21 protein-coding genes and 1 other RNA gene are annotated in these 25,804 nt (G+C 39.5%); 9 read left to right on the top strand and 13 right to left on the bottom strand.

All coding sequences use genetic code 11. The features are described 5' to 3' along the window. Positions 1 to 551: 551 nt before the first annotated feature. The 11 genes from H4J54_RS07995 to H4J54_RS07945 form a co-directional block, all read right to left on the bottom strand. Positions 552 to 1,529 (bottom strand): transposase, encoded by a 978-nt coding sequence (locus H4J54_RS07995; protein WP_182190354.1) that lies wholly within the window; start codon positions 1,527 to 1,529, stop codon positions 552 to 554. An 84-nt stretch (positions 1,530 to 1,613) separates the two neighbouring features. After that, positions 1,614 to 2,240, bottom strand: a complete 627-nt coding sequence (locus H4J54_RS07990; RefSeq protein ID WP_259366925.1) for a chemotaxis protein CheB — start codon at positions 2,238 to 2,240, stop codon at positions 1,614 to 1,616. 1,000 nt (positions 2,241 to 3,240) lie between these two features. Beyond that, positions 3,241 to 4,218, bottom strand: a complete 978-nt coding sequence (locus H4J54_RS07985; RefSeq protein ID WP_182190353.1) for a transposase — start codon at positions 4,216 to 4,218, stop codon at positions 3,241 to 3,243. 474 nt (positions 4,219 to 4,692) lie between these two features. Further along, positions 4,693 to 6,432 (bottom strand): hypothetical protein, encoded by a 1,740-nt coding sequence (locus H4J54_RS07980; protein WP_182190352.1) that lies wholly within the window; start codon positions 6,430 to 6,432, stop codon positions 4,693 to 4,695. An 80-nt stretch (positions 6,433 to 6,512) separates the two neighbouring features. Next, complete coding sequence (locus tag H4J54_RS07975; RefSeq protein ID WP_182190351.1) at positions 6,513 to 6,821, bottom strand: hypothetical protein; 309 nt, start codon at positions 6,819 to 6,821, stop codon at positions 6,513 to 6,515. A gap of 177 nt (positions 6,822 to 6,998) precedes the next feature. Then, positions 6,999 to 9,899 (bottom strand): aminomethyl-transferring glycine dehydrogenase, encoded by a 2,901-nt coding sequence (gene gcvP, locus H4J54_RS07970; RefSeq protein WP_182190350.1) that lies wholly within the window; start codon positions 9,897 to 9,899, stop codon positions 6,999 to 7,001. 306 nt (positions 9,900 to 10,205) lie between these two features. Further along, positions 10,206 to 10,595: a glycine cleavage system protein GcvH gene (gene gcvH, locus H4J54_RS07965; RefSeq protein WP_182190349.1), complete on the bottom strand. Its 390-nt coding sequence runs from the start codon at positions 10,593 to 10,595 to the stop codon at positions 10,206 to 10,208. A gap of 179 nt (positions 10,596 to 10,774) precedes the next feature. Beyond that, positions 10,775 to 11,863, bottom strand: coding sequence for a glycine cleavage system aminomethyltransferase GcvT (gcvT, locus tag H4J54_RS07960; protein WP_182190348.1), 1,089 nt, complete (start codon positions 11,861 to 11,863; stop codon positions 10,775 to 10,777). A 391-nt stretch (positions 11,864 to 12,254) separates the two neighbouring features. Further along, complete coding sequence (locus tag H4J54_RS07955; RefSeq protein ID WP_182190347.1) at positions 12,255 to 13,643, bottom strand: UbiH/UbiF/VisC/COQ6 family ubiquinone biosynthesis hydroxylase; 1,389 nt, start codon at positions 13,641 to 13,643, stop codon at positions 12,255 to 12,257. 138 nt (positions 13,644 to 13,781) lie between these two features. Then, complete coding sequence (gene pepP, locus H4J54_RS07950; protein WP_182190346.1) at positions 13,782 to 15,119, bottom strand: Xaa-Pro aminopeptidase; 1,338 nt, start codon at positions 15,117 to 15,119, stop codon at positions 13,782 to 13,784. Positions 15,120 to 15,279: 160 nt separating this feature from the next. Next, positions 15,280 to 15,849, bottom strand: a complete 570-nt coding sequence (locus H4J54_RS07945; protein WP_182190345.1) for a UPF0149 family protein — start codon at positions 15,847 to 15,849, stop codon at positions 15,280 to 15,282. Between the two features lie 235 nt (positions 15,850 to 16,084). On the opposite strand from H4J54_RS07945, the gene H4J54_RS07940 reads away from it, so the two are divergent. From H4J54_RS07940 to H4J54_RS07900, 9 genes are all read left to right on the top strand, one after another. Then, positions 16,085 to 16,390: a cell division protein ZapA gene (locus H4J54_RS07940; RefSeq protein WP_182190344.1), complete on the top strand. Its 306-nt coding sequence runs from the start codon at positions 16,085 to 16,087 to the stop codon at positions 16,388 to 16,390. A 140-nt stretch (positions 16,391 to 16,530) separates the two neighbouring features. Continuing rightward, positions 16,531 to 16,712, top strand: a non-coding RNA gene (ssrS, locus tag H4J54_RS07935) — 6S RNA. A 487-nt stretch (positions 16,713 to 17,199) separates the two neighbouring features. Next, positions 17,200 to 18,054 carry a glutamate racemase gene (gene murI / locus H4J54_RS07930; RefSeq protein WP_259366933.1) on the top strand — a complete coding sequence of 285 codons (855 nt, stop codon included), beginning with the start codon at positions 17,200 to 17,202 and terminating at the stop codon, positions 18,052 to 18,054. Between the two features lie 197 nt (positions 18,055 to 18,251). Next, positions 18,252 to 19,439, top strand: coding sequence for a methionine adenosyltransferase (gene metK, locus H4J54_RS07925; RefSeq protein ID WP_182190343.1), 1,188 nt, complete (start codon positions 18,252 to 18,254; stop codon positions 19,437 to 19,439). A gap of 593 nt (positions 19,440 to 20,032) precedes the next feature. Beyond that, complete coding sequence (gene rsmE / locus H4J54_RS07920) at positions 20,033 to 20,779, top strand: 16S rRNA (uracil(1498)-N(3))-methyltransferase (protein ID WP_182190342.1); 747 nt, start codon at positions 20,033 to 20,035, stop codon at positions 20,777 to 20,779. A gap of 121 nt (positions 20,780 to 20,900) precedes the next feature. Then, a complete protein-coding gene (gene gshB / locus H4J54_RS07915; RefSeq protein WP_182138073.1) occupies positions 20,901 to 21,854 on the top strand; it encodes a glutathione synthase in 954 nt (317 codons plus the stop codon). A gap of 77 nt (positions 21,855 to 21,931) precedes the next feature. Continuing rightward, positions 21,932 to 22,486 carry a YqgE/AlgH family protein gene (locus tag H4J54_RS07910; RefSeq protein ID WP_182190341.1) on the top strand — a complete coding sequence of 185 codons (555 nt, stop codon included), beginning with the start codon at positions 21,932 to 21,934 and terminating at the stop codon, positions 22,484 to 22,486. Beyond that, positions 22,486 to 22,923: a Holliday junction resolvase RuvX gene (gene ruvX / locus H4J54_RS07905; protein ID WP_182190340.1), complete on the top strand. Its 438-nt coding sequence runs from the start codon at positions 22,486 to 22,488 to the stop codon at positions 22,921 to 22,923. Before H4J54_RS07910 ends, ruvX begins: the two co-directional genes overlap by 1 nt. A gap of 92 nt (positions 22,924 to 23,015) precedes the next feature. After that, positions 23,016 to 23,948: an AEC family transporter gene (locus tag H4J54_RS07900; protein WP_182190339.1), complete on the top strand. Its 933-nt coding sequence runs from the start codon at positions 23,016 to 23,018 to the stop codon at positions 23,946 to 23,948. A gap of 28 nt (positions 23,949 to 23,976) precedes the next feature. Here H4J54_RS07900 and H4J54_RS07895 read toward each other — a convergent pair whose 3' ends face one another. Both H4J54_RS07895 and H4J54_RS07890 read right to left on the bottom strand, forming a co-directional pair. Then, positions 23,977 to 24,522, bottom strand: a complete 546-nt coding sequence (locus H4J54_RS07895) for a DsrE family protein (protein WP_182190338.1) — start codon at positions 24,520 to 24,522, stop codon at positions 23,977 to 23,979. A gap of 146 nt (positions 24,523 to 24,668) precedes the next feature. Further along, positions 24,669 to 25,796 (bottom strand): PilT/PilU family type 4a pilus ATPase, encoded by a 1,128-nt coding sequence (locus H4J54_RS07890; protein ID WP_182190337.1) that lies wholly within the window; start codon positions 25,794 to 25,796, stop codon positions 24,669 to 24,671. Positions 25,797 to 25,804 lie beyond the last annotated feature (8 nt).

Here is a 25,804-nt window from a genome sequence, read left to right as displayed (position 1 = left end):
GGTTTTGGGTATATTATGAAGTGCGAACATCAGTTAGGTATAACTAAAACCAATAGCGTATAAAGTATGGTAATGAATTGAACTTAATGCTTTGATGCTAAATACTATTAAGGTAAATTGAGTATTACTAGGTTGGTCTTAGTCACTGTGGGTTTTCAATGTGACCTTCTATGAACTTCTTGACAACGTCGCCAGTTCTCCACAACTGAAAAGGCTTAAAAGCCAAAGATATATTCCTAAAGTTACTACTAAACCAAACATTTATTCGGTACTTATTACATGACATTCAAAAGTTTATTATTCCCTTGTGTACTGCTCAACCTTAAATACATTAAATACATAGCCACCCATTTTTAAAGTAACAACATAACCCCTTTCTATTTTAGTTGCGATCACCTTTTATCATTTTCACAACGAGAAAATTCAACAGGATGATTTAACCAATTAGCACTCGATGGCCATTTCATCAGTAATATGGTCGATTTAACACAGCAGAAAAGCTTGATATCAATCAAGCCTAAAGTGACGTTATGGGATTTAAAAGTTAGCGTTTAGGCACAAAACCAGCGCTGGCAGTTTGCTGCGCCTTGTCGTCGCTTTCGCTCTAGATGCTCACAATATTCCGTTAAAGCAGGTAAAGCCCCGACAGCACCTTTAAATAATGAACCAAACTCTGTGGTGATTTTTAACCAGTTCTCCCCAGGAATGTTTAGTCTATTAAGAATAGCTTGGCTGCTTGAACTAATGGCACCACGCTTATCCTCTCGAATAATTCGCCCGGTATCTTCAACCAGCGCTATGTAGTCTTTTACACTGAACATTAAACCATTAGGCATGTTTACACACTCATTTCCCACAAAAGGCAATAATCCTGCTGGTTGTTGACCTTTTATCGCTGACTTTATTCGCCGTTGAATGCTGGTGTAATCTGACGTTTCTGGTGTGGTGGCCATTTTGGCGCGGATAGGATTCAAGTCGACATAAGCCATACAGCTCAGAACCGCCGCTTCGTCGAGTAACGCTTGGGATTTAAACCGCCCTTCCCAAAATCTGCCAGTGCACTTATCTTCTTTGTTGGCCATTCGAGCTATTGGCTCACTGAGCGAGCGCATAAACCAACTAATATCGACCAAGCGTTGTCGGTATTGCGTTATACAGTCATTCACTGTTTTACGTTCAAATTCGTTTAGGTCTTCACCTTTAACAAACTTCTGCGTCAGTAATGTCCCTTTAAAGCCTTTGTGCCATTGCATAATCACGTCTTTATCTGACCAGTGTTTCACTTTATCTGCATCGACTTTAACGACTACATGCAGATGATTGCTCATGACTGCGTAGGCACATATATCAATGGCAAAGATGGTGGCAAGTTCAAGAATACGGGAATCAACCCATTCCCGCCGATGTTCAAAATTCTCACCTGTTGAATTATCGATACCACACAGAAAGGCTTTACGCACCACACACGAACAACAGTGATAATAAGGTGTGACATCTAAACTAACAATGGTTTGTCTTGGTCTGGCCATCTTTAATTACCATTTTAAAAGGGTAATTAAAGCGTAGCTAAGTGTACGTTATTTAGCCAAAAAGTTGGGTGGCCATGTTATTTTCTATGTTATTTTCTTTAATTCCGCGTGGGCAATTCGTACAATTTCCTGAGCGATACTCTCAGGTGCCAGAATAAAATCGATACATCCACTGGCGATGGCACTCTCAGGCATATCAGGCTGCCCGGCAGTGTCGGGTTTCTGCGCGATGGTAATGCCGCCTTCATCTTTAATGCTGCAAAGCGCTGCTGCCCCGTCACCATCATAGCCCGAGACAATAACAGCGATCAGTTTACCGTCCCAGTGCCCGACCATTGAACACATAAAAACCGTAATCACGTCGGGCCATCCCTTGGGCTTTGAGATAGGTTTCAGGCGGAACTCTCTGTTTAGAACATGCAAATCTCGATTTTCAGGAATGATGTACACATGGTTAGGCTCGAGATCTAATCTTTCTGTGATCAGCTCAACCGGCATCTCCGTGTACGTCGGGAGGATCTCGTGGAGCATGGTAGATACTGTTCTGAGGTGATTAACGATGACAATGGCAACCCCCATTTCAGCCGGAATATTCTTTAGTAAGCGGATGTAAGCATCGAGCCCGCCAGCCGATCCTCCGACGCAAACTACAGGAAAGTCTTTTGATCTTTTCTTTGCATTCATTCTGTGTTGCCCCATATCCAGTTTCATACTTCTGGCAAATCCTCGCCGTTTTTATCAATATATACCAAAGCCATTGGCGTTGTAGCCAGGCGACCAAGGAACTCAGCCCCATGAGCTTAAATGTACTCAGTGATTGAGGTGAGTGAGATCAGCCAACAACGCTGCAGCGTCAAGGGAGACGGGTATATGTTCTGTGTTCAATAAGTTTTTCCTCCAGCATTAGTTTCAGTTTAGCCGCCTTATCACTCAATTGTGGCAGACTATTTATTAAATCTATTACCAGGTAAACCGATCAAGGTCGTTAAGTACTATTACTATTTATATAGTAAAAAAACTAAAATAAATAACAATTTTTTTATGTGCTTTATCACATTTCTTTGTGTTATTGCACCCCATCTTACACTCTCTAGTTATTTTAACCTTTATTAAAACACTGTATAACACCTGCATAAATAATAAAAGAGTGCTCTCAATTGTCTGAAAGCTTTGCCCACTGAACTTATCTTCGCCATATAAAAAAGCACGGCGAACACAACGTGAAATACAATGAAAAATTTTTAGGGAATAAATTGGAACAGCTTCAGCTAGCTTCGAAGAAGTGAATAACAGGGATGTTATTCATAAAGTAAGGCGGTATCAACCAAGAAAACCTGTGTTGCACAAGATTGTCTCACAATAAGCTCCTAATCATCCAAAACAGTGCCTGAATAAAATAGAGAAGCGGATTAAAATTTAGTTAATTAGATGGGTATCCAGCTATTTCCATGGTAAATGTGCTGAACAAATACATGAACAAATACATAGCGAACAAATACATAGCCACCCATTTTTAAAGTAACAACATAACCCCTTTCTATTTTAGTTGCGATCACCTTTTATCATTTTCACAACGAGAAAATTCAACAGGATGATTTAACCAATTAGCACTCGATGGCCATTTCATCAGTAATATGGTCGATTTAACACAGCAGAAAAGCTTGATATCAATCAAGCCTAAAGTGACGTTATGGGATTTAAAAGTTAGCGTTTAGGCACAAAACCAGCGCTGGCAGTTTGCTGCGCCTTGTCGTCGCTTTCGCTCTAGATGCTCACAATATTCCGTTAAAGCAGGTAAAGCCCCGACAGCACCTTTAAATAATGAACCAAACTCTGTGGTGATTTTTAACCAGTTCTCCCCAGGAATGTTTAGTCTATTAAGAATAGCTTGGCTGCTTGAACTAATGGCACCACGCTTATCCTCTCGAATAATTCGCCCGGTATCTTCAACCAGCGCTATGTAGTCTTTTACACTGAACATTAAACCATTAGGCATGTTTACACACTCATTTCCCACAAAAGGCAATAATCCTGCTGGTTGTTGACCTTTTATCGCTGACTTTATTCGCCGTTGAATGCTGGTGTAATCTGACGTTTCTGGTGTGGTGGCCATTTTGGCGCGGATAGGATTCAAGTCGACATAAGCCATACAGCTCAGAACCGCCGCTTCGTCGAGTAACGCTTGGGATTTAAACCGCCCTTCCCAAAATCTGCCAGTGCACTTATCTTCTTTGTTGGCCATTCGAGCTATTGGCTCACTGAGCGAGCGCATAAACCAACTAATATCGACCAAGCGTTGTCGGTATTGCGTTATACAGTCATTCACTGTTTTACGTTCAAATTCGTTTAGGTCTTCACCTTTAACAAACTTCTGCGTCAGTAATGTCCCTTTAAAGCCTTTGTGCCATTGCATAATCACGTCTTTATCTGACCAGTGTTTCACTTTATCTGCATCGACTTTAACGACTACATGCAGATGATTGCTCATAACTGCGTAGGCACATATATCAATGGCAAAGATGGTGGCAAGTTCAAGAATACGGGAATCAACCCATTCCCGCCGATGTTTAAAATTCTCACCTGTTGAATTATCGATACCACACAGAAAGGCTTTACGCACCACACGCGAACAACAGTGATAATAAGGTGTGACATCTAAACTAACAATGGTTTGTCTTGGTCTGGCCATCTTCAATTACCATTTTGAAAGGGTAATTGAAGCGTAGCTGAGTGTACGTTATTTAGCCAAAAAGTTGGGTGGCCATGTTATTTTTTATAGCTATGTGACTAATGATTTACTTTACTTTCCTTAAATTTTCACCATTTTTAACATGTTACTTATGGTAATCAAAAAATATTTCTTATCATGCAAGTTAACGATTACTATTAAAGAAAGTCTATTTGTCAGGCACAAAAAAGGTGAGCATTAAGCTCACCTTTTTAAACAAAATCGAGTCACAAACTTAATTGTCCTCACAAACTACCAAAATTAAGTCACATACTTAATTAGAACACGACACAACTGTCATGCTCTAATTAAGTTTGTGACTTGGCTCTTAAAAATAGAGGGCTGTAGCTTACAAAAAGTTTAATTAAGTTTGTGACAAAGAACAAATCTAATACATTTTTACCAATTTGAAATTGAATAAAGTTTGTGACTAAATTAAGACTCTGTTCGATAAAAACTTCTCAACAAAGATCCTGCCTTTTCCAAAGGTAATGCGTTAATTTCCTTATTAAGCATTATACCGACTGTACATAGTTTCTCTGGTTCTTCGTGATATTTAGTTGGATTACTAAGAACGTCCCCATATGAACTATCTACCGCTATCATTTTTTCAACAACACCAGTAATGATCGTAGTTTGCTCTTCTTTATCTACAATATAATTAGAAGACGATAGTGATTTAATTAATGAGTTAAAAGCAATGGTCTCTTGGTCACTTACTTCTGAAGGTATTAAACTAGATATATTATTGGCAATATTCGCATCGAACACTTCTGGATATGTATAAGCAGCACATTTAGCAGGGTAATCATTCTTCAAATACTCCATCTGTAAAATTTGAGATGCCATATATTGAATAACTTCTTCATCCCCACCCAACTGCATATAGTGATTTAGCCTTTCAATATAAAGGTATTGGTTAACACTAGTCGTTAGAGTATTTAATGGTGTTCCATCTTTTATTGCTGAAACCATCTTTTCTCTTACAACGTTGTACCCTTCTTTATCAAATTGGTTAAGGCTTTTATAAACTTCATGCTTTTGTAATTCTTGATCGATTGTTGTTGGGTTTTGCCAATCACTAACTCCACTATGAGCATAGTTTCCCGAATCTACCACTTTATCAATAACTCCAGCTTTTTTAAGCTCATCATTTGATGGATTCCAAACATCCTCGGAACTAATTTTCGATACTTTTTTAACAAACCAAGATGGTACATTGGCTTCTTCAAGTTGAGAAAGTAAAGGCTTATTCAATTCTTCAACTTCACTACCTGAAACACTTCCAAATGAAGCGCTATGAAAACCCAATTTGGCAGAATCTCCTAATAACTTCTCTTTTCCAGCTAGAAAGACAATGGGGCAAGCAGATAAACACTGTGTCTTACTATAAGTTATCAACTTATTCTTCTTAACTAATAAAGCCAGCTTTTTAGCTTCCGCTATACGTCCCCCCATGCTATTTAAATGAATTACTTTAATCGATGGGTTATCAATTAATACTTGAGACAAGTGGTTAGATGTACCAAATTCAATTCCTCCTTGAAGCTCAACTTCGGTGCCTTGGTTCATTACCCGGATAGATAATGGAGGCAACTTTGATTCTCCAACTATTAGTTTGCCACTCTCTAAAATGAAAGGAACCCCAGTCTGATTCATATCAAAACAATAGCGGCCAATACCAATCAGAACCATCATTTTAGCTATCATTGCCCAGCCAGAGGAGCCGCCTCTAGAGGTGTGTTTATCAGCAGAACGATAAAGCCCCGTCAATTGCCAGACAGATACACCAGTTATTACCACATAAAATGTAATAATAAGCAGTCCTCTCAATGTGGAAGATGCTTCACTATCAGCCAAGTATTGAAATAATGGTGGAGTAATAAATAAGAATGCTATGCCAATAGCGAACACATTGACCCAATAACTAAGATCTAATGGTAAAAGTCCTTGCCAATGTAACTTAAACCAATTTCCATCAGGCGCTTGGTATTCCTTTTCATTTATATATTCAGCAGGTTTATTCTCAAGGAACTCATTGTCTGAATTCAAACGAGCTTCGATTTCTTCTTTTAGTTTTTTCGCTCGATCTGGGTAAGCATCTTTATCAATATAAGAATATGTGCTTTCAAGTTCAGATAAATTATAATTTTTATAGTCAGGTTCCGTTTCCAAGTTTAATCCTTTAATTAACATTCATGAGTTTGTCTTAACAAAATAATCGCTAAAACTCTACCAAGTGATGATTACAAATTCTATATGATATCGCTTTTCACTTGATTTGAGTTTGCTTGTAGCCAGTTTTTAGATTCATCCATTAGATAACCTAAGAATTTTTGTTCAGCTTTATCTCTTGGGAGATCTTCATGGCAGATTAATCTTGAACCGTCCCGACAATCCCAAACCTCTCTTAGCCAACAAAATACCTGTTCAAGTTTAAGATTACTACCTAAATATTTGCCGTCAGGTAGTTCCGTATCTATCTCATGATGAACATCCCAATAAATGAAGTTCACACCTTCCATCAGATCGATAGAGTTAAAAACTATCTTTTCTCTAAACAAGCCACTAGCAACTTTAGCAATTGAGTTAAATTGCTATAGAAGAAACTCTATATATCAGATACAAAAAAGGTGAGCATTAAGCTCACCTTTTAATTAATTCTGAGTCACAAACTTAATTGTACTCACAAACTACCAATATTAAGTCACATACTTAATTAGAACGCGACAATCAATTAGTTAGTCCTGATAACTAGAAACTGGAGGACAACTACAAATTAAATTTCTATCGCCATAAACATCATCGATACGGTTAACCGTTGGCCAAAATTTATTTGCTGCAGCCGCAGGCACTGGGAATACTGCTTCTTGAATCGTGTAAGCACGATCCCAAGGTGAGGTAATGTCCGCTAGTGTATGTGGTGCGTTGTGTAATGGGTTGTCTTCACTTGTCCACTCGCCTGAGGTAACTTTACGCACTTCGCCGTGAATAGAAATCATAGCTTCAATAAAGCGATCAAGTTCAACTTTTGACTCAGATTCAGTTGGTTCAATCATAAACGTACCCGCTACTGGGAACGACATGGTTGGCGCATGAAAACCGTAATCTATTAAGCGTTTAGCGATATCGACTTCAGTAACACCTGATTCTGCCTTAAGTGGGCGTAAATCAATGATACATTCGTGGGCAACACGGCCATTTTTCCCTGCATATAACAGTGGGAAGTGTGGGCTAAGTTTTGTTGCTACGTAGTTAGCATTAGTAATCGCGTATTTAGTGGCATCGGTAACACCTTTTTTACCCAGTAAGGCACAGTAAAGATATGAGATACATAAAATACCGGCACTACCATAAGGTGCTGCTGATACCGCGCCGTTACCTTTAGTTTCTTCATCAACATTAATTAATGCATGGTCAGGTAAAAATGGGGCTAAGTGCGCTTTAACGCCGATAGGACCCATACCTGGACCGCCACCACCGTGTGGAATAGAAAAGGTTTTATGTAAGTTTAAGTGTGAAACGTCAGCACCGATGAAACCCGGTGATGTTAAACCCACTTGGGCATTCATGTTTGCGCCATCAAGGTAAACTTGACCGCCGTGATCATGCACTATGTTACAAATTTCTGCAATTGTGGTTTCATATACACCGTGCGTAGACGGGTAAGTGATCATGATACAAGACAGGCTGTCAGCTAACTCACTTGCTTTCGCTTTTAAGTCGGCCATATCAACGTTACCGGCTTTATCACAAGCAACCACTACCACTTTCATACCAACCATTTGCGCTGACGCAGGGTTAGTACCATGTGCTGAAGATGGAATTAAACAAATGTTACGATGCGCATCACCACGGCTTTCGTGGTACTTGTGAATCGCAATTAAGCCAGCATATTCACCTTGTGCGCCGGAGTTAGGTTGCATTGACATTTTGTCGTAGCCGGTTAACTCAACTAACCATTTGGCTAGTTCGTCAATCATGTGCTTATAACCTTGCGCTTGGTCAACAGGGGCAAAAGGATGCATGTTGGCAAATTCAGGCCATGATACTGGGATCATTTGCGCTGTCGCATTTAATTTCATGGTACAAGAGCCCAATGAAATCATGGAATGATTTAAGGCTAAATCTTTGTTTTCTAATTTTTTGATGTAACGTAGCATCTCAGTTTCACTGTGATACGAGTTAAATACTGGGTGCGTTAGAATCGCTGATTCACGTTGTAAGGCCGCTGGAATTGACGACTGCCCTGCAGCGATAATTTGCTGATCAAGTACTGCTACGTCTAGGCCGTGATCTGCACCTAATAAAATATCAAACAAGGTTTGCACGTTTTCACGAGTTGTAGTTTCATCTAATGAAATACTGATTTGACCGTCAACATCAGTGCGGAAGTTAGCGCCATTCGCTAATGCACGGGTAACAATTTCATCTTTATTGCTGACATTAAAGGTTAAAGTGTCAAAGTAGTGCTGATGAAGTGCTGGCAAGCCATTTGTTGCCGTACCTAAAGATAAAATATCCGCAAAACGGTGAATACGTTGTGCGATAGTTTTTAAACCTTTAGGACCATGGTAAACCGCGTAAAACGCCGCCATGTTCGCTAATAATACTTGTGCAGTACAAATATTTGAGTTGGCTTTTTCGCGGCGAATGTGTTGCTCGCGTGTTTGCATGGCCATACGCAGTGCTGGGTTATCGCGTGTATCTTTTGATACACCAATAATACGACCTGGTAATGAACGTTTGTATTTTTCAGAGGTAGTGAAAAATGCCGCGTGTGGTCCGCCGTAACCCATGGGCACACCAAAGCGTTGAGTTGAACCAATAACGGCATCAGCACCTAACTCGCCTGGTGCTTTTAATAGCACTAAGCTCATGATGTCGGCCGCAACGGCAACAATGCCTTTTTTCTCATGTACTTTGGCAATTAAATCGCTAATGTCAGTGATTTCACCTGTGGCACTTGGGTACTGTAATAAGGCGCCAAATACGTCGTGTTCAACAACTTCTGCAGCCGGTGCTACAAGGATGTCGAAACCAAACATTTCAGCACGTTGTTTAACTAAGTCGATAGTTTGTGGATAAACGTCACTTGAGATAAAGAACAAGTTTGATTTCTTGTTTTTTGATACCCGTTTCGCTAATGCCATGGCTTCAGCTGCGGCTGTGCCTTCATCAAGTAATGACGCCGACGCTAGCTCTAAACCCGTCAGGTCGATACACATTTGTTGAAAGTTTAATAATGACTCTAAACGCCCTTGAGCAATTTCTGGTTGGTATGGCGTGTATGCCGTGTACCAGCCTGGATTTTCTAACACGTTACGTAAAATAACGTTAGGCGTTAGTGTGCCGTAGTAGCCTAAACCAATATATGTCTCGTTTACTTTGTTCAAACTTGCGACCGCTTTCAAGTCGGCTAAAGCTTGTACTTCAGTTTTGCTTTCTTCGATAGCAGGTAAATCAGCTAAACGAATATCATTAGGTACGATTTCATCGATAAGGGCATCGACAGATTCTGCACCGATATCTTTCAACATGGCTTGTGTTTGCTCATCACTTGGACCAATGTGACGTCGAATAAAATTTTGTCTTTGCTCTAATTCAGTCAAAGATAAAGAGTCATTATATTGAGTAGTCATAAAACAGCTTCACTATAAAGTTAATAATATTTAATAAAAAGAAAGCCCTGAACTATTAGATCGAGTTAAGGGCTTAAATATCGTTTTTGATAACAATCGGCTTTTAGGCACAAATAAATGGCTGCAAACTTAATCTAGTACTTAACCCTAGTACTTAAAATTGGCACTTAGGTTAAGTGTTTGAGCTCAGTAGTTACTTTAATATAAGCAACACGATTGATGTTATGAGTTGTACGAGTTTAGTCGACTAAATGATCACAAAAAATAACAGAAACAAGGTGCGTCGCAGCATAATGTGCCTAAAATTTAATCTTCGTCGATTGAGTTTGCATAACCTTCAGCATCAAGTAAGTTGTCAAACTCACTTTCATCTGCAATTTTTAATTTAAATAACCAACCGCCACCGAAGGCCTCTGAGTTAACTAACTCAGGTGAGTCTTCAAGGTTTTCATTCACTTCAATGACTTCACCGCTCATTGGTGCGTAAATGTCTGATGCAGCTTTTACCGACTCTGCTACAGCAACATCGTCGCCCGCACTTAATGTGTCGCCCACTTCAGGTAACTCAACAAATACCATGTCACCTAAAAGGTCTTGTGCGTGTTCAGTAATACCAACAGTAACAACACCGTTGCCATCGTTGCGTACCCATTCGTGTGATGTTACATATTTTAATTCTGAAGGAATGTTGCTCATTGATTTTGTCCTAATCTTTATTTTTAAATTGGATATACCAAGCAGATTAACTAATTGGTATTAACGACTATAGTATGAAGCTTGCCTGCGCTAATCATCCCATACTATAGCTTAAATTTTTAGCATTTTTTAACTAGCTTTTACGGTTCACTAATGAACCTTGACCTAGCCCTAAGTGGTTAAAAAGCTTTTTTGCCATTACGCACAAAACTTGGCTTAATCACTTGAACCTTAACTAGCTTTTTACGCATTTCAACTTCTACTGTGCTACCTAGCGCTACACTACGTGGTATACGAGCCATTGCGATACTGTAACCTAAAGTTGGAGAAAAAGTCCCTGAGGTAATAACGCCTTCGCCTGCTTCAGTAATCACTTTAAGACCCGTGCGTAATACGCCTTTTTCTTCAAGCACTAAACCAACGAGTTTAGGTTGGTCGCCTGCAGCACGTTGCGCCGCTAATACTTCACGACCGTTAAAGTTACGATCTTCAGGTTCCCAGCTAATCGTCCAGGCCATATTGGCGGCTAATGGCGAAACGCTTTCGTCCATGTCTAAACCATAAAGGTTCATACCAGCTTCTAAACGTAGAGTATCGCGAGCGCCTAAACCGCAAGGCTTAACACCCACATCAAGCAATTGTTGCCATAGGTCGGCAGCTTGGTCAGCAGGTAGGGCTATTTCATAACCGTTTTCACCTGTGTAACCTGTTGTAGCAAGAAATAAGTCGCCGGCTTGTACCGAGAAAAATGGCTTCATGCCTTCAACAGCAGCTCTTTGCTCAGCGTCTAATAATGTGGCTACTTTGGCTTTAGCTTGTGGGCCTTGCACGGCGATCATGGCAAATTCTGGACGTTCTGTTATTGCTACGTCAAATGCTGATGCTTGCTCGTTGATCCAAGCTAAGTCTTTTACGCGAGTCGCTGAGTTAACGACTAAGCGGTAATCTGTGTTACTGAAAAAATAAACGATTAAGTCATCGATAACGCCACCTTCAAGGTTACACATTCCTGTGTAAAGTGCTTTACCTGCAACATCTAATTTGGCTACGTCGTTAATCACTAAACGACGTAGAAATGCCTGTGCATCAACACCTTGAACATCAACAATAGTCATGTGTGAAACATCGAACATACCAGCGTCTTTACGCACCGCATGATGTTCTTCAATTTGAGAGCCATAGTTGATCGGCATTTCCCAACCATAAAAATCAACCATTTTAGCGCCAGCTTCTATGTGCTTAGCATGTAATACTGTTTTATTTGTCATCGTACGTTTCACTCACGTTAGTTGTTTTATCTAAGTTTGTCAGTGCTTAAAATAAGCATCACAACTAAACCTAGGATAAAGACGGAAGATTTATAAAAAGTACGGATGATTATAGCCCTGAGTAACTGTTGATTCAACAGATAAGAAAGCATTTTTGAAATTTAAAACCGACTAAAGAAATTATTTAAAATTATATTTCCAAAAACGCCTGTTTTAAAAATATAATTCCTTGAGCGTATTAAAAGTTAGCTTGTAGCAAACTTAAATTTTATATTGGTGAAAAGAATAAAAGTACTATTTTACTCAAACGGCCCATTTGTTATCGGCTGACTGAGCAAAACAGTGCTTTTGTTGACTAAATAGTCAACAAAATGAGGCGATAAGTGTGATGCTATGAGCTATTTTTTTGTTGTGGCACTTGTTGTGGTGACTGCGATGATGGTTGTAGAGTTTTTTGTGAAACTTGTGGTAAGACTTGTTCTGATAATTTTTGCGGCACTTGCTGTGAAAGTGCTGTAGCTAATTTGGGTAAATCATCTTTGAAACCCAAGGCTTGATTAATCAATAACGCTTTTGCCGGTTTAATATTATTGAGTAACGACATACCCAAGCCACGAAGTAATTTAATCGCGCTTTGCTGAGGCGTAAAGGCTTGTTTTATAGCCTCCATCGAGGCAATCATTTCTACTGCTTCACTTTTGCGCCAGCGGGCAAATTGTTGTAACGATTTGTTGCTATACCATGCGTTATCATCAAGCGTGCCTTTAGCTTGTACTTTGCGAAGTTGCTCGCTAATGGTTTGTGACAAAGCGGCAGCATCAAGCAAGCCTAAGTTAGCACCCTGTCCAGCTAACGGGTGAATAGTATGTGCCGCGTCACCCACCAATACCATTCTGCCTTTAACAAACTCTTGAGCAAAACGCATGGTTAACGGGTAGGTAAATCGCTCACCTACTAGCGATACTTGCCCTAAATTACCATCGCTAGCGGCGGTAATTTCTTTGCCAAAGTCTTCGGCTGACAAGGCAGTTAATCGAATCGCCTCTTCAGGGCTTGTTGACCAAACAATAGAGCATAAATCAGCTTGATATAAAGGCAATAGTGCTAATGGGCCGGTATCTAAAAATACTTGCCAAGCCGTGCTTTGATGGCCTTGTTGACATTTAACTGTAGCGACAATCGCGTGGTGATCGTAATCTCGAAAGGTTAACGGCACGTTCATTTGTTGACGTACAAAAGAGTTTGCCCCATCAGCACCAACCACCAATTTCGCCACTATCGGCATAGGTTGGCTGTTGGTATGGCTGTTATATTCGAAGGTAGCAAAAACTTCGTTATCGCTAGGATTTAATTGTTGGAGTTTGCTGTCAGTAAAAAACTCAATACCGCTGTCTTGCGCCGCTTTCTGCCACAAGGCGTTACGAATGGCTTTATTTTCAATAATAAAACCTAACTGCTCTGGGCCATTACCCAAGGCCGAGCGGCTAACATCTTTTAAAGCAAAGTTTAGCTGTCCATAACCGGCCTTGTCCCAAATGTGCATATCGTAATAAGGCTGAGCACGTTGCGCGATAATATCTTGCCAAACATTAAGCTGGCTGAATATTTGCTGGCTGGCGGCATTAATAGCACTAACGCGCACCTCAGGTTCAACGCTTAACGCTTCAATAGGCGCGTTATCAACAATAGCGACACTTAACTGACTTTGCTGGCGAATAGCAAGTGCCAGTGTTAAACCCACCGTACCGCCACCGACAATTAATAGATCAAATTTTTGCATTGTTTTTCACATTTATGTTATTCACAAGCCCACAAAGTTGTAGGTAGCTGATTATTTTCCTGCCTACGTACTTGGATCAGCAAGCCAGCTTTAAGGCTTAAATCACCAGCAAGTCAATATTGATTAACTCCCTAACAACTAAGCCATCAAGGCTTCAATTTCAGCAATGGTTTTTGGTGCATTGACCGTTAGGTTTTCATAACCTGTTTCGGTTACTAGCACATTGTCTTCAATACGTACGCCAATACCACGCCATTTTTCATCCACGGTTTGATCATTTTTTGGAATATAAATACCCGGCTCAATAGTCATTACCATACCGGCGACAAAAGGGCGTAATTGCTCTCGCTGTTGACTCGCATGGTAATCACCCACATCATGCACATCAAGACCTAACCAGTGTCCAAGGCCATGAATAAAGTATTTTTTGCAGGCTCGTTGAACTAATAATATGTTTAAATTACCTTTAAGAATGCCTAAATCATGCAAACCTTTGGTCAGAAAGTCACACACTATACGGTTTAATTCAGCAAGGTTTTGTTCTGGCTTTATCGCCGCAATGGCAAGGTTTTGGCTATCAAGCACTAATTGATAAATCACTTGTTGTGCCACAGTAAATTTACCATTAACCGGAAATGTGCGTGTAATGTCAGCGGCATAACCCGCTAACTCACCACCGGCATCAATAAGTAATAAGTCGCCGTCGTTTAGCACGTCATCATTGTCAGTGTAATGTAAAATATTGGCGTTATCGCCGCCAGCAACAATTGAGCCATAAGCCGGGTAACGCGCACCATTAGTTGCAAATTCGTGCAATAACTCTGCTTCTATTTGATATTCAAACTTACCAGCTTTAGTTTGTTGCATTGCTCTTTGATGAGCGCCGCCACTGATGACATTAACCTGGCGCATAATATCAAGTTCAGCATTTGATTTATGTAAGCGCATTTCATCTAGCAAGTTACTGCAATCAATCAAGGTCCTTGGTGCTTTAACACCCGTGCGAGCTGCCTTTTTAATCTCGGCTAACCATGCAAGTACTTGTTGCTGGAATGCCTTTTGTTCATGCTGGCAAATTAATACGGCGGTTTTACCTGCCATTAACGGCAATAATTGCTCATCAATTTCTGCTAAGCTAAAACACTTATTAAACTGATAAAGGTCAACCGCTTGCACTTGACCAACACGTCGTCCATGCCAAATCTCTTGCTGAGGATCTTTTTCACGAGAAAATAAAACACTTTCTGCTGACCTTGCGTCATCACCTTTAATTAAGGCTAAAATGGCATCGGGTTCATTAAAACCGGTAAGATAATAAAAGTGCTTATTTTGGCAAAATGGATATTCGGTGTCATTACTGCGGGTAACTTCCTGACCAGCAGAAATTAATGCAATGCTATTTACCGGCATTTGCGCCATAAAATCATTTCTACGCTGACAAAATTCAGCAACGGGCAATAAGGTGTTTTTGATCATGGATACCAGCTTATTTTTTAATTAAATTTTAACAGTTAGGTCTTCAACCTTGAGTGTTTTAAGCTGATTTTTAAGTTATTGGTGTTTCAGTTTTAAAAAGGTCAGCGTTAAAAGGTCAGCGTTAAGTGCTTTATTACTAAAGCACTTTAACCGCAAAGCGCTAGTGCAAGGTCGCGCTTGTGTCTTGTTGCGCGGGTGGCGCACCTAATTCAGTAAAACACAGTAGCGCAGAGATTCTAACATATTCAGCAATTTCAAAATACGCTTGCTCGGTCGCTTCATTTTCTTCCATTTCATCTGACAAGTTAGCAATTTCGCCAAAGTCGACCAATACTTCTTTAACATCTTCAGACAAAGCGGCATTTTTAATTTGTTGTAAACCAAAGCCTAAGTTGAAGCCTTGCACCCACTTACTTAGTGCGTGCCCGCGTTCAATAATTGAGTCATCATCATCGGGTAGCATTAATTGGAAGCCGTATGAGTCATCAAGGATTTTTTGCCAAATATCACTATAAATGTCTTTAACTAAGCTTTTAATGGCTACCGGTAAACCTTCAGCATTATTAAGCATGTCATTAACCATAGCGATATAATCATTACTTTCAAATTCAAAGCCTGCAGAAATCAAACCTGTTAGCACACCGTGAATTTCAGCAGCATGTGCCTCAATACCTTCACTGGTTAATATCGCTTGTGCGGCGGAAAAATCTAAAGCGGTGTTATTAGACATAAAAATATAAATTCAATCAGGGGGATATTGTTAGCTATCTTAACATTGGCATAGCCTTGATTCCAGAAAAAACCATAGAGATCACTTGCATAGTGTAGCGCTCACCGTTATAGTTTCATCTTATGGCGCACTAAGTTTAGTTATCAGTATTTTTCTTGGTATTACAAGCGAGTAGCGCAATTTTTTGAGTTTAGAGCTCAATAAACTAATATTATGCATTGAGAATATACACGCAATGAGCCAACACACAGTCACCATAAATGTTGCCAACAAACGACTAAAAGTCGCTTGTCCAGCGGGAAATGAGTCTGCGTTGTTGCAGGCGGCGAGTGAAATAAACAAACGTTTAGAACAAGACGCCAAGAAAAAATTCTCAACAAAAACTGTTGAGCAGTCGCTGGTGATGATGTCATTAAACCTTGCGCATGATTTAATCCAAGCCCGATATGAGCAAGAGCAAGAACGCGAAAGAATGCAAAGCAAAATTGAATTACTACAAGCCACCATTGAACAAGCGGTAAACCGTACTAAATCTGCCTAATAGACTTATTCATCGTTTAACCTATTTTTAAATAAACTACTTTCGTTTAAAGAAACTTCAATTTGTTCAAGCATTAAGCGAACAGGTCTTATAAGTAATAAAAGACTTAATTTGGCTGACATTATTCGCTATAATGTTTGTGACTTCTGGGGTGTTTGTTTGTGAACTATGTCCCTGAGCCGATAAGTTTTACCTAAGGATGTTGATTATTAACTATTGTGCAAGCCCGGCTCGTATCGGGAAGCCTACGGTTAGCATGATACGTCCGCCCTGAACACCCGGTGTTCAGGACAAATGTGAACTGCGGCACCTTGGAAGTCACTTTCCTCTATTTTCTAATTCTGTAACTCATCCTATAATATCAACAATATTTTCGCGCCTTGCTAGAAAATCAAGATTAATCGCATTAAAAAATCAACCCGCATATTCATGGTCAATCCTTAAATTATCAATGATTTTATTTAGCTAAATCTTATCGTAACGTTCAATTTTTCTAAGACAGCTGTGCTAATTAGCCCTCCTTCCCTTCTCATTTTTTCCTCTCTGTAAAAAATAACAAAATTATTCACAGGGAGAAAAGCAGGAGAGCTATAGGAGGAAGCACGGAAAAACCACACTTCAAACTTTTTTAACTTACTGACAGCTGAGACTGGTCTTTAAACGTCCCTAAATGCTCTGCCTTCGGGACTCATCTCAATTGCGACAGCTTTGCAATCACTACCTATCTCAAAATATGTATAGATCTCATTTGCTTGTTGATAATATACTTAGCCTAACTAACTACACCAAACTTAAGCTGTGCTTAATTAATGCCCATGCAAAACCAAGCTGATATAAAAGCAGCTACTTCAATCCTAAAAAGTAAACGCCAAACGGCTAATGCCGATCCTATTGGTATATTTGACTCCGGCGTTGGTGGTTTATCTATCACCCAGTGCATTGAACAGCAATTACCCCATGAAAATTTGCTCTATGTCGCTGATACTCTATATGCACCCTACGGTGAAAAGTCTACTGAATTTATTCAACAACGGGTTAATGAAATTGCCCAGTGGTTTATTGCCCGTAACGCTAAAGCTATCGTTGTTGCCTGCAATACCGCCACGGTTAATGCTATAGATCAGCTACGGAGAAATATTTCAATTCCTGTTATTGGTGTTGAACCTGCCATAAAGCCGGCCGTAAATATGAGTGAAAATAAAAAAGTAGCCATATTAGTCACTAAAGCTACGGCTGAAAATAAACGCTTTTTAGCCTTAGTGGCGCAATATAGTTATAACACTGATGTTACTATTCAGCCTTGTCCCGGCTTGGTAGAACTTATTGAACAAGATAAGAAAAATTCGCCTGAGTGCAAATTAATGCTGTTGAACTATTTACAACCTTTACTCGAAAAAGGGGTAGATACTATCGTATTAGGTTGCACACATTACCCGTTAGTCAAAAACTTGATTAACGAAATATGTGGCGACAGCGTAGTTGTTATGGAAACAGCACAACCGGTAACTGAACAATTAAAACGGCAATTAGCCTTACATCAGCTCATTAATCCCAGTAAAAACTTAGGCACAACGACCTTTTACAGTTCGAAGTATTGCTTAAGACAACAAGCGCTTTTTAGCCATATTTGGCAACGGCCATTATGCTTAAATAGCTATCCTTAATGACCTAACTTCATTTTTTACCTCATTAAAATTCAATATGCTCAAGAAATTGCCATCAAAGTTTACTCAAAATTGCCACACCCTAAAGACGTTTAGCCATCTAGGCGTAAATAAATCTAGAAAAAGATTAACTAAACAGTTAGAATATCGTTATTAAAGACGATTATTGTTTTTCAGTTAATTTTTACCGAGGTTTTATGTCTACACACCTTTTTACTTCTGAGTCAGTGTCAGAAGGACATCCAGATAAAATTGCCGATCAAATTTCTGATGCGGTTTTAGATGCTATTATTGCCAAAGACAAACATGCACGCGTTGCTTGTGAAACTATGGTAAAAACGGGTGTTGCTATTATTTCAGGTGAGGTTTCAACCTCTGCTTGGGTAGATTTAGAACAAATTACCCGTGATGTTATTTCTGAGATTGGCTATACCTCATCAGATGTTGGCTTTGATGGCGCAACATGCGGGATTATGAACTTAATAGGCCAACAATCACCCGAAATTGCCCAAGGTGTTGACCGAGAAAATCCAGAAGACCAAGGTGCCGGTGATCAAGGTTTAATGTTTGGTTATGCGACCAATGAAACCGAAACCCTGATGCCTGCGCCACTATATTACTCGCACCGTTTAGTTGAGCGTCAGGCGGAAGCACGTAAATCAGGAATTTTACCTTGGTTACGTCCAGATGCAAAAAGCCAAGTAACCTTTATTTATAAAGATAACAAGCCTGTAGCTATTGATACCGTTGTGTTGTCAACTCAGCATAATCCAGATATTAAACAAGAAGACTTGCACAATGCCGTAATGGAAAACATTATTAAGCATGTTTTACCTGCCGAGTTATTAACCAAAGACACTAAATATCATATCAACCCAACAGGTCGCTTTGTTATTGGTGGTCCTGTCGGCGATTGTGGTTTAACCGGTCGTAAAATTATTGTTGATACTTATGGCGGTATGGCTCGTCATGGCGGTGGTGCTTTCTCGGGTAAAGATCCATCAAAAGTCGATCGCAGTGCGGCTTATGCTGGTCGCTATGTTGCCAAAAACATTGTCGCAGCCGGTTTGGCTGAGCGTTGTGAAATTCAAATATCTTACGCTATTGGTGTTGCTGAGCCGACCTCAATCTCAATTGATACTTTTGGTACCGGTAAAGTGTCTGAAGAGCGTTTGGTTGAAATAGTACGTGAACACTTTGACTTGCGTCCTTACGGTATAACTAAAATGTTAGACTTGCTACACCCTATGTATAAGCAAACGGCGGCTTATGGTCACTTTGGTCGCGAACCCTTTGAAATGACCGTTGGCGATGATACCTTCACCGCATTTAGCTGGGAAAAAACAGATAAAGCGGAAGCACTGCGCTTGTCAGCCGGTATTTAATTCGTACTTTGATTAAAGCTTCTGTTTAAAAAAAACCGCTCTTTGAGCGGTTTTTTATTTTCATACTCTTATTTTCATACTCTTATTTTCAATAAGCTTACCAGCCATAACGTATAAAAATACTCCTAATATGCCCTTGCTCGTCACACTTGGCTAAATATCATCATCCGCTGCCACTTATTTAGCAGGTACTTCACCAACCTCAATGATTACAGTGATATACTCAAGCAAATAGAGAAAAATAACACGGGTTATATAATAAGTTAGCTGCAAATAATAAATCGTCTGGCAAGTGACTTATCTTAATAAAAATTCAATCAAGATTAGCCGTATCTCAATTTCAAGTATTTTCATAGCCTGCGAGTTTTTCTGCTTTATTTCGAACAAGTGCTAACAAAAAATAATGTCATTTTTTTAATATAAACAATTGAATTTACGATGAGTTGCCCTTATTAACAGGCTATATTAGAAAAAATTATGACTCATACTTTCTAGCAACAAAGCCTTGGCCTTTAATCGCTATTAATTTTAACCTGAACGGCTACTGTAAATCACTCATCTATAGCTGCGACAATAAACATGGATAACCTTATATGCGTAACCCTCGTATTTACCAAGCACAAGCATTTGAAATAGGTCAAACACAAGTATTAAATGCTGACGCTTTTGGCCATATTGTGCGCGTATTACGACTTAAAGACGGCGATGATATTACGCTATTTAATGGTATAGCAGAGCAAGAAGGTTATTTTGAGTATCAAGCAAGACTTTGTAATGTAAATAAAAAGTCTGCTGATGTAGAAATTATTACTAAAAAAATCGTTGCAAACGAGTCGCCACTTAATATTCATTTAGCACAAGGTATTTCACGCGGTGAACGCATGGACTTTACTCTGCAAAAATCGGTAGAGTTAGGTGTTAATACCATTACGCCTATTTTCAGTGAACGTTGCAATGTAAAGCTTAGCGGCGAGCGTTTAGAGAAAAAGCACCAGCAATGGCAAAAAATAGTGATCAGCGCTTGTGAGCAAAGTGGCCGTTGCACTGTCCCTATTGTTGCCCTACCCATTTATTTGGATGAGTGGTTACAACAAGACAGTTCAGCATTAAAGCTAAATTTACACCCTAAAGCCCAGCACTCTATTATGAGTTTGCCAATAGAAAACCAACGGGTTCGCCTGTTGATTGGGCCAGAAGGTGGTTTAAGTGATGATGAAATTTCTCGTGCCAATACAGCAGGCTTTCACGATGTTTTACTCGGGCCGCGGGTACTAAGAACAGAAACCGCAGCCCTAACCGCAATAACGGCATTACAATGTCGTTACGGTGATTTAAATTAACTAAGTGTTAAGTTTAGTGCACCATAGAGCAACTAACAGAAAGACCAGCTAAGAATTTAATGGCTTGTAGCATTTACATAATGCCATGGCATTTATCAACATATAACCTTTAGGAAAACACATGAGCATAAAAATTGGCGTTGTTATGGACCCCATTGCCCAGGTCAAGGTAAAAAAAGATTCTTCAATGGCGATGATGCTTGAAGCGCAAGCGCGTGGTTATGAAATTTATTATATGGAAATGCAAGATCTCTATTTAGAGCAAGGCGTTTGTCGAGCAACCGCAGCCAAAGTGAAAGTATTTGACGACACTGAGCATTGGTATGAATTAGATGAACGAGAAGACATCAATGTAGCTGACTTAGATGCGGTATTAATGCGAAAAGATCCGCCGTTTGACACTGAGTTTATTTATGCCACCTACATGTTAGAACGCGCAGAAGTTGCGGGCACTTTGATTGTTAATAAGCCACAAAGTTTACGTGATTGTAACGAAAAATTATTTACCGCTTGGTTTCCAGAGTTAACACCAAAAACATTAGTCACACGTAATAATCAAAAAATCAGAGAATTTCATAAAGAAAACAAAGATATTATCATCAAACCCTTAGACGGTATGGGTGGTTCATCTATATTTCGTATTGGTGAGAATGATCCCAATGTTGGCGTAATTCTTGAAACATTAACAGCACATTCAACACAATATGCTATGGTACAAGAGTACCTGCCAGAAATCGTTGACGGTGATAAACGCATATTAATCGTTAATGGTGAACCTATGCCTTACTGTTTAGCCCGCATTCCTGCACAAGGAGAAACCCGCGGTAATTTAGCCGCTGGTGGTCGTGGTGAAGCGCGTCCATTAAGTGCTAGCGACAAATTTATTGCAGAAACTATTGCACCAGAATTGAAAAAACGTGGATTATTTTTTGTTGGTTTAGACGTTATTGGCAACAAAGTCACCGAAATCAATGTAACAAGTCCAACCTGTATTCGCGAAATTGAAGCAGCATACCCAATAAATATTAGCGGTAAACTCATGGATGCTATTGAGCAAAACATCAGAAAACGCTAGTTAATATCAATCGCAATAAGATTGCTAAAGGCAAAGTGACCTTTAGCGTATTTCTCTCTGATTATTAAGGTATATTTATGGATAGTTTTGAAAATCAACTTTTGATTGCTATGCCCAGTTTAGACGACTCTTATTTTAATAAAACAGTGACTTATATCTGTGAGCATAATGCTGAAGGGGCAATGGGTTTGATCATAAACCTTCCTATCAATGTCACCTTGAACGAATTATTAACCCAAATAGATCAAGATAAAATTGCCACACCCGAGTTAGACCAACAAGTCTTAACTGGTGGCCCAGTATCACAAGACCGTGGCTTTGTTTTACACAGCACACAAGCAGGCTGGAATAGTTCTTTAGCCTTAACTGCTGACGTAATGATCACGACCTCAAAAGATATTTTATTGGCCCTAGGTACGGCACAAGCACCTGAAAAATATATGGTAACCCTAGGTTATGCTGGCTGGGGACCGGGCCAATTAGAGGAAGAAATTAAAGCTAACTCTTGGCTACTCACCCCCGCTGATGGCGATATTATATTTAATACCCCTATTGAGCAAAGGTGGAAAAAAGCCACTGATAAATTGGGTATTGATATGGCTCATTTATCCAGTGAAGTAGGGCATGCATAATGGCGAGTAAAGCCGCGATTGGCGAACGAACAATACTTGGCTTTGATTTTGGCAAAAAGTATATTGGGGTTGCTGTCGGTCAAGAAATAACCGGTTTAGCTTCCGCTTTGGGTTCAGTAAAAGCGCGTGATGGTATTCCTGATTGGGATAAAATGACCAAATTTATGCACGAATGGCAACCTGACTTTATTGTGGTGGGTTTGCCACTCAATATGGATGGCAGCGAGCAGCCTTTGACCCATGACGCGAAAAAATTTGGTAACCGAGTATCCGGACGATTTGGTGTTAAAGTTGAATTTCAAGATGAACGCCTAACCACCGCCACCGCCAAAGAAGCACTGTTTGCTGAAGGTGGTTACCGTAATCTTAAAAAAGATAATATAGACGCCGCATCAGCAAAATTAATTATAGAAAGTTATTTTGAAAATCAATATTAAGCCAATTAACCTTGATAACGTTCTGCCCTTATGAGTATTAGCAAGTACTTGTTTAGCGAGTTTTACTTTGTCGTTAGTGTCATAAGCGTTTAATGGCTATTTTCACCCTTATTAGTCCATTAATTATGGTTGGCTTGCTCGGTTTTATACTGGCTAAAAGTAACTGGTTTAATAAAGGCCAAATTGATACCTTAAGTAAATTTACCTTTAATATCGCTATTCCGGCATTTTTATTTCAACAATTGGCCAATGCGGATATGAGCACAATAAATTTGAATATTTATAGTGCCTTTTATTTACCCTTATTGTTAGTTTATGGCCTAGCTTGGACGATAAATTACTATTTTCACCAGCATTTAAAACGTGATCTTCCTGCATCCGCGGTTTACGCTTTCGGCGCTAGTTATTCAAATAATGTTATTGTTGGCATGCCTATCGCTTTAATGGTGCTAGGTGAGCAGGTATTGCCAACAATATTTTTAGTGATCAGTTTGCACAGTGCACTGCTAATTGGCATTACCAGTATGTTGGCGGTTAATATTAAACAGTTTAATTGGTGGATATTTCTCAAGCAGACTTTTTACAACCCATTACTGATTGCTATTACCGGTGGCTTTATCGTTAACTTAATGACGATAAAGTTACCCGTAATCGTTAACAACAGTCTGTTATTGTTAGGTAAACCTGCAATTACCTTAGCACTTTTTTTACTCGGCGCTTCGCTAGCCTTTTATAAAATTCGTAATGAAGTTAAATTTATTGTTACTGCCAGTCTAATAAAGCTAGTACTGTTACCGACTTTAATCCTATTAACCAGTCATTTTATATTTCAGTTTTCGGCGCTCACCACCATGACTTTAGTGATTTTAAGTGCAAGTCCAACGGGCGTAAATGCTTATTTAATTGCTAAGCAACATGCAAAACATCAAGAGACTATAGCCGGAATAGTCGTGATTACCACCTTAATGTCTATCGTTTCTATCCCCTTATGGATATGGGGTTTGTCGAATCTATTTACTTTATAAAGACTTTATAAAAGGCTTATTGAAAGTCTTAGAATGGATTAACCTTATAACCTTTACTTTGTAATACCGCATGAGCTGTCATTGCTGACAAGGCCATTTTAACCCCTGATGCTAACATGTCATTGCTAATATCGTAATAAGCGGCCGATTGACCACATAAATAAACCCTTACTTGGTTTTTCATCAAGTCTTGCAACAGTGCGCTATTAGCATTTTTTTGCTGAAATTTTTCTTGGTACAACGGCCCTTTTAGTAAATCAAAACCCGCTTGACCATGTACCACCAAAGCTAAATGAATATTATTTGCCGGCATACCATTTGCCACATGCATGTTAATAAAACGCGCCAGAGTCTCGATCTTTCGATTAACCTCGCCTATTTTTCCTTGCTCACCGATGTCAAAAGCGACTTTAAAGACACTATTTTTATCAAAATTAAAATCCTGCTGAACCTTGGCATGCTTGCCATAGTTTTTAATGACTGGCCCCGCCATAAATTCATCAGCCCCCGCTATCGCGAAATTGGCTGTAGTGAAAGTTAAAACAAGTATTAACACACGTATTGTAGATAACATTGGCTGATCCTTTTATATTGCAGCTAAACTTTATTGTACTTTATTATATTATAGCGTTTAAAAAAACCACCACTCTTTCTAAACATAAAAGCATGCCGATATAGGCATGCCTTTATGTTTAGAAAGAGTGACTTGTCAGATAATTATCATTGTTCTTTGGGCGCTAAACCATCAATCGTTACACCCGACAATGAACCCGCCCCCCCTTGATCATTGCTACGCAATTTGATCATCAAGCGTAAATCATTAGGTGAATCAGCATGATGTAAAGCGTCAGCGTAATTAATAACTCCTTGTTGATACAAATGAAATAATGCTTGGTCAAATGTTTGCATACCTTGATCGGTAGATTTTTCCATGACTTCTTTAATACTACCGATATCACCTTTTTTAATTAGCTCAGCGATATACGGCGAGTTAAGTAATATTTCAATCGCTGCCACTCGGCTATTTCCATCACACGTTGGAATTAATTGTTGTGCGACAATACCGCGTAAATTTAACGCAAGATCAAACAGTAGTTTGCCATGTTGCTCTGCGGGTACTAAATGCATAATACGATCTATAGCTTGGTTTGCATTATTAGCATGCAAGGTCGCAATACATAAGTGACCCGTTTCTGCAAAGCTCAACGCATGCTCCATGGTTTCTTGGCTACGAATTTCGCCAATGAGTATAACATCGGGGGCTTGGCGCAAAGAACTTTTTAAGGCGGCATCAAAGCTCTCAGTGTCTAAACCCACTTCACGTTGCGTTACCATACATTTACCGTGCTCATGAACAAACTCAACTGGGTCTTCTATCGTCAGAATGTGGCCACGAGAGTTTTTGTTACGATAGCCAATTAACGCTGCCATTGACGTTGACTTACCAGTACCCGTACCACCAACAAATAACAATAAACCGCGCTTTGACATCACCACATCTTTTAATACTGAGGGTAAACCCAGATCATCCGCTTCGGGTATTTCGGTAACAATACGGCGAACAACCATACCCGCCATATCTCGCTGCCAAAATGCCGAAATACGAAATCGGCCAATGCCTTCAATTGAAATCGCAAAGTTACATTCTTTGCTTTCTTCAAACTCAATTTTTTGTTTTTCTGACATAGTGTCATGCACTAAGCCTAAAGCCTCAGTCGCCGACAAAACGTGCTCATCAATAGCGATGAGTTCACCATTAATTTTTGCACTAACAGGCAATTTAGCTGTAACAAACATATCTGATGCTTCGTGCTGCACCATCTTTTGTAATAAATCATGAAAATTCATTTAATTAC

Origin of the sequence: Colwellia sp. MB3u-8 (assembly GCF_014076985.1) — a bacterium.
In the GTDB taxonomy this organism is placed as follows: domain Bacteria; phylum Pseudomonadota; class Gammaproteobacteria; order Enterobacterales; family Alteromonadaceae; genus Cognaticolwellia.
This window is presented reverse-complemented; position numbering and strand designations above follow the sequence as displayed.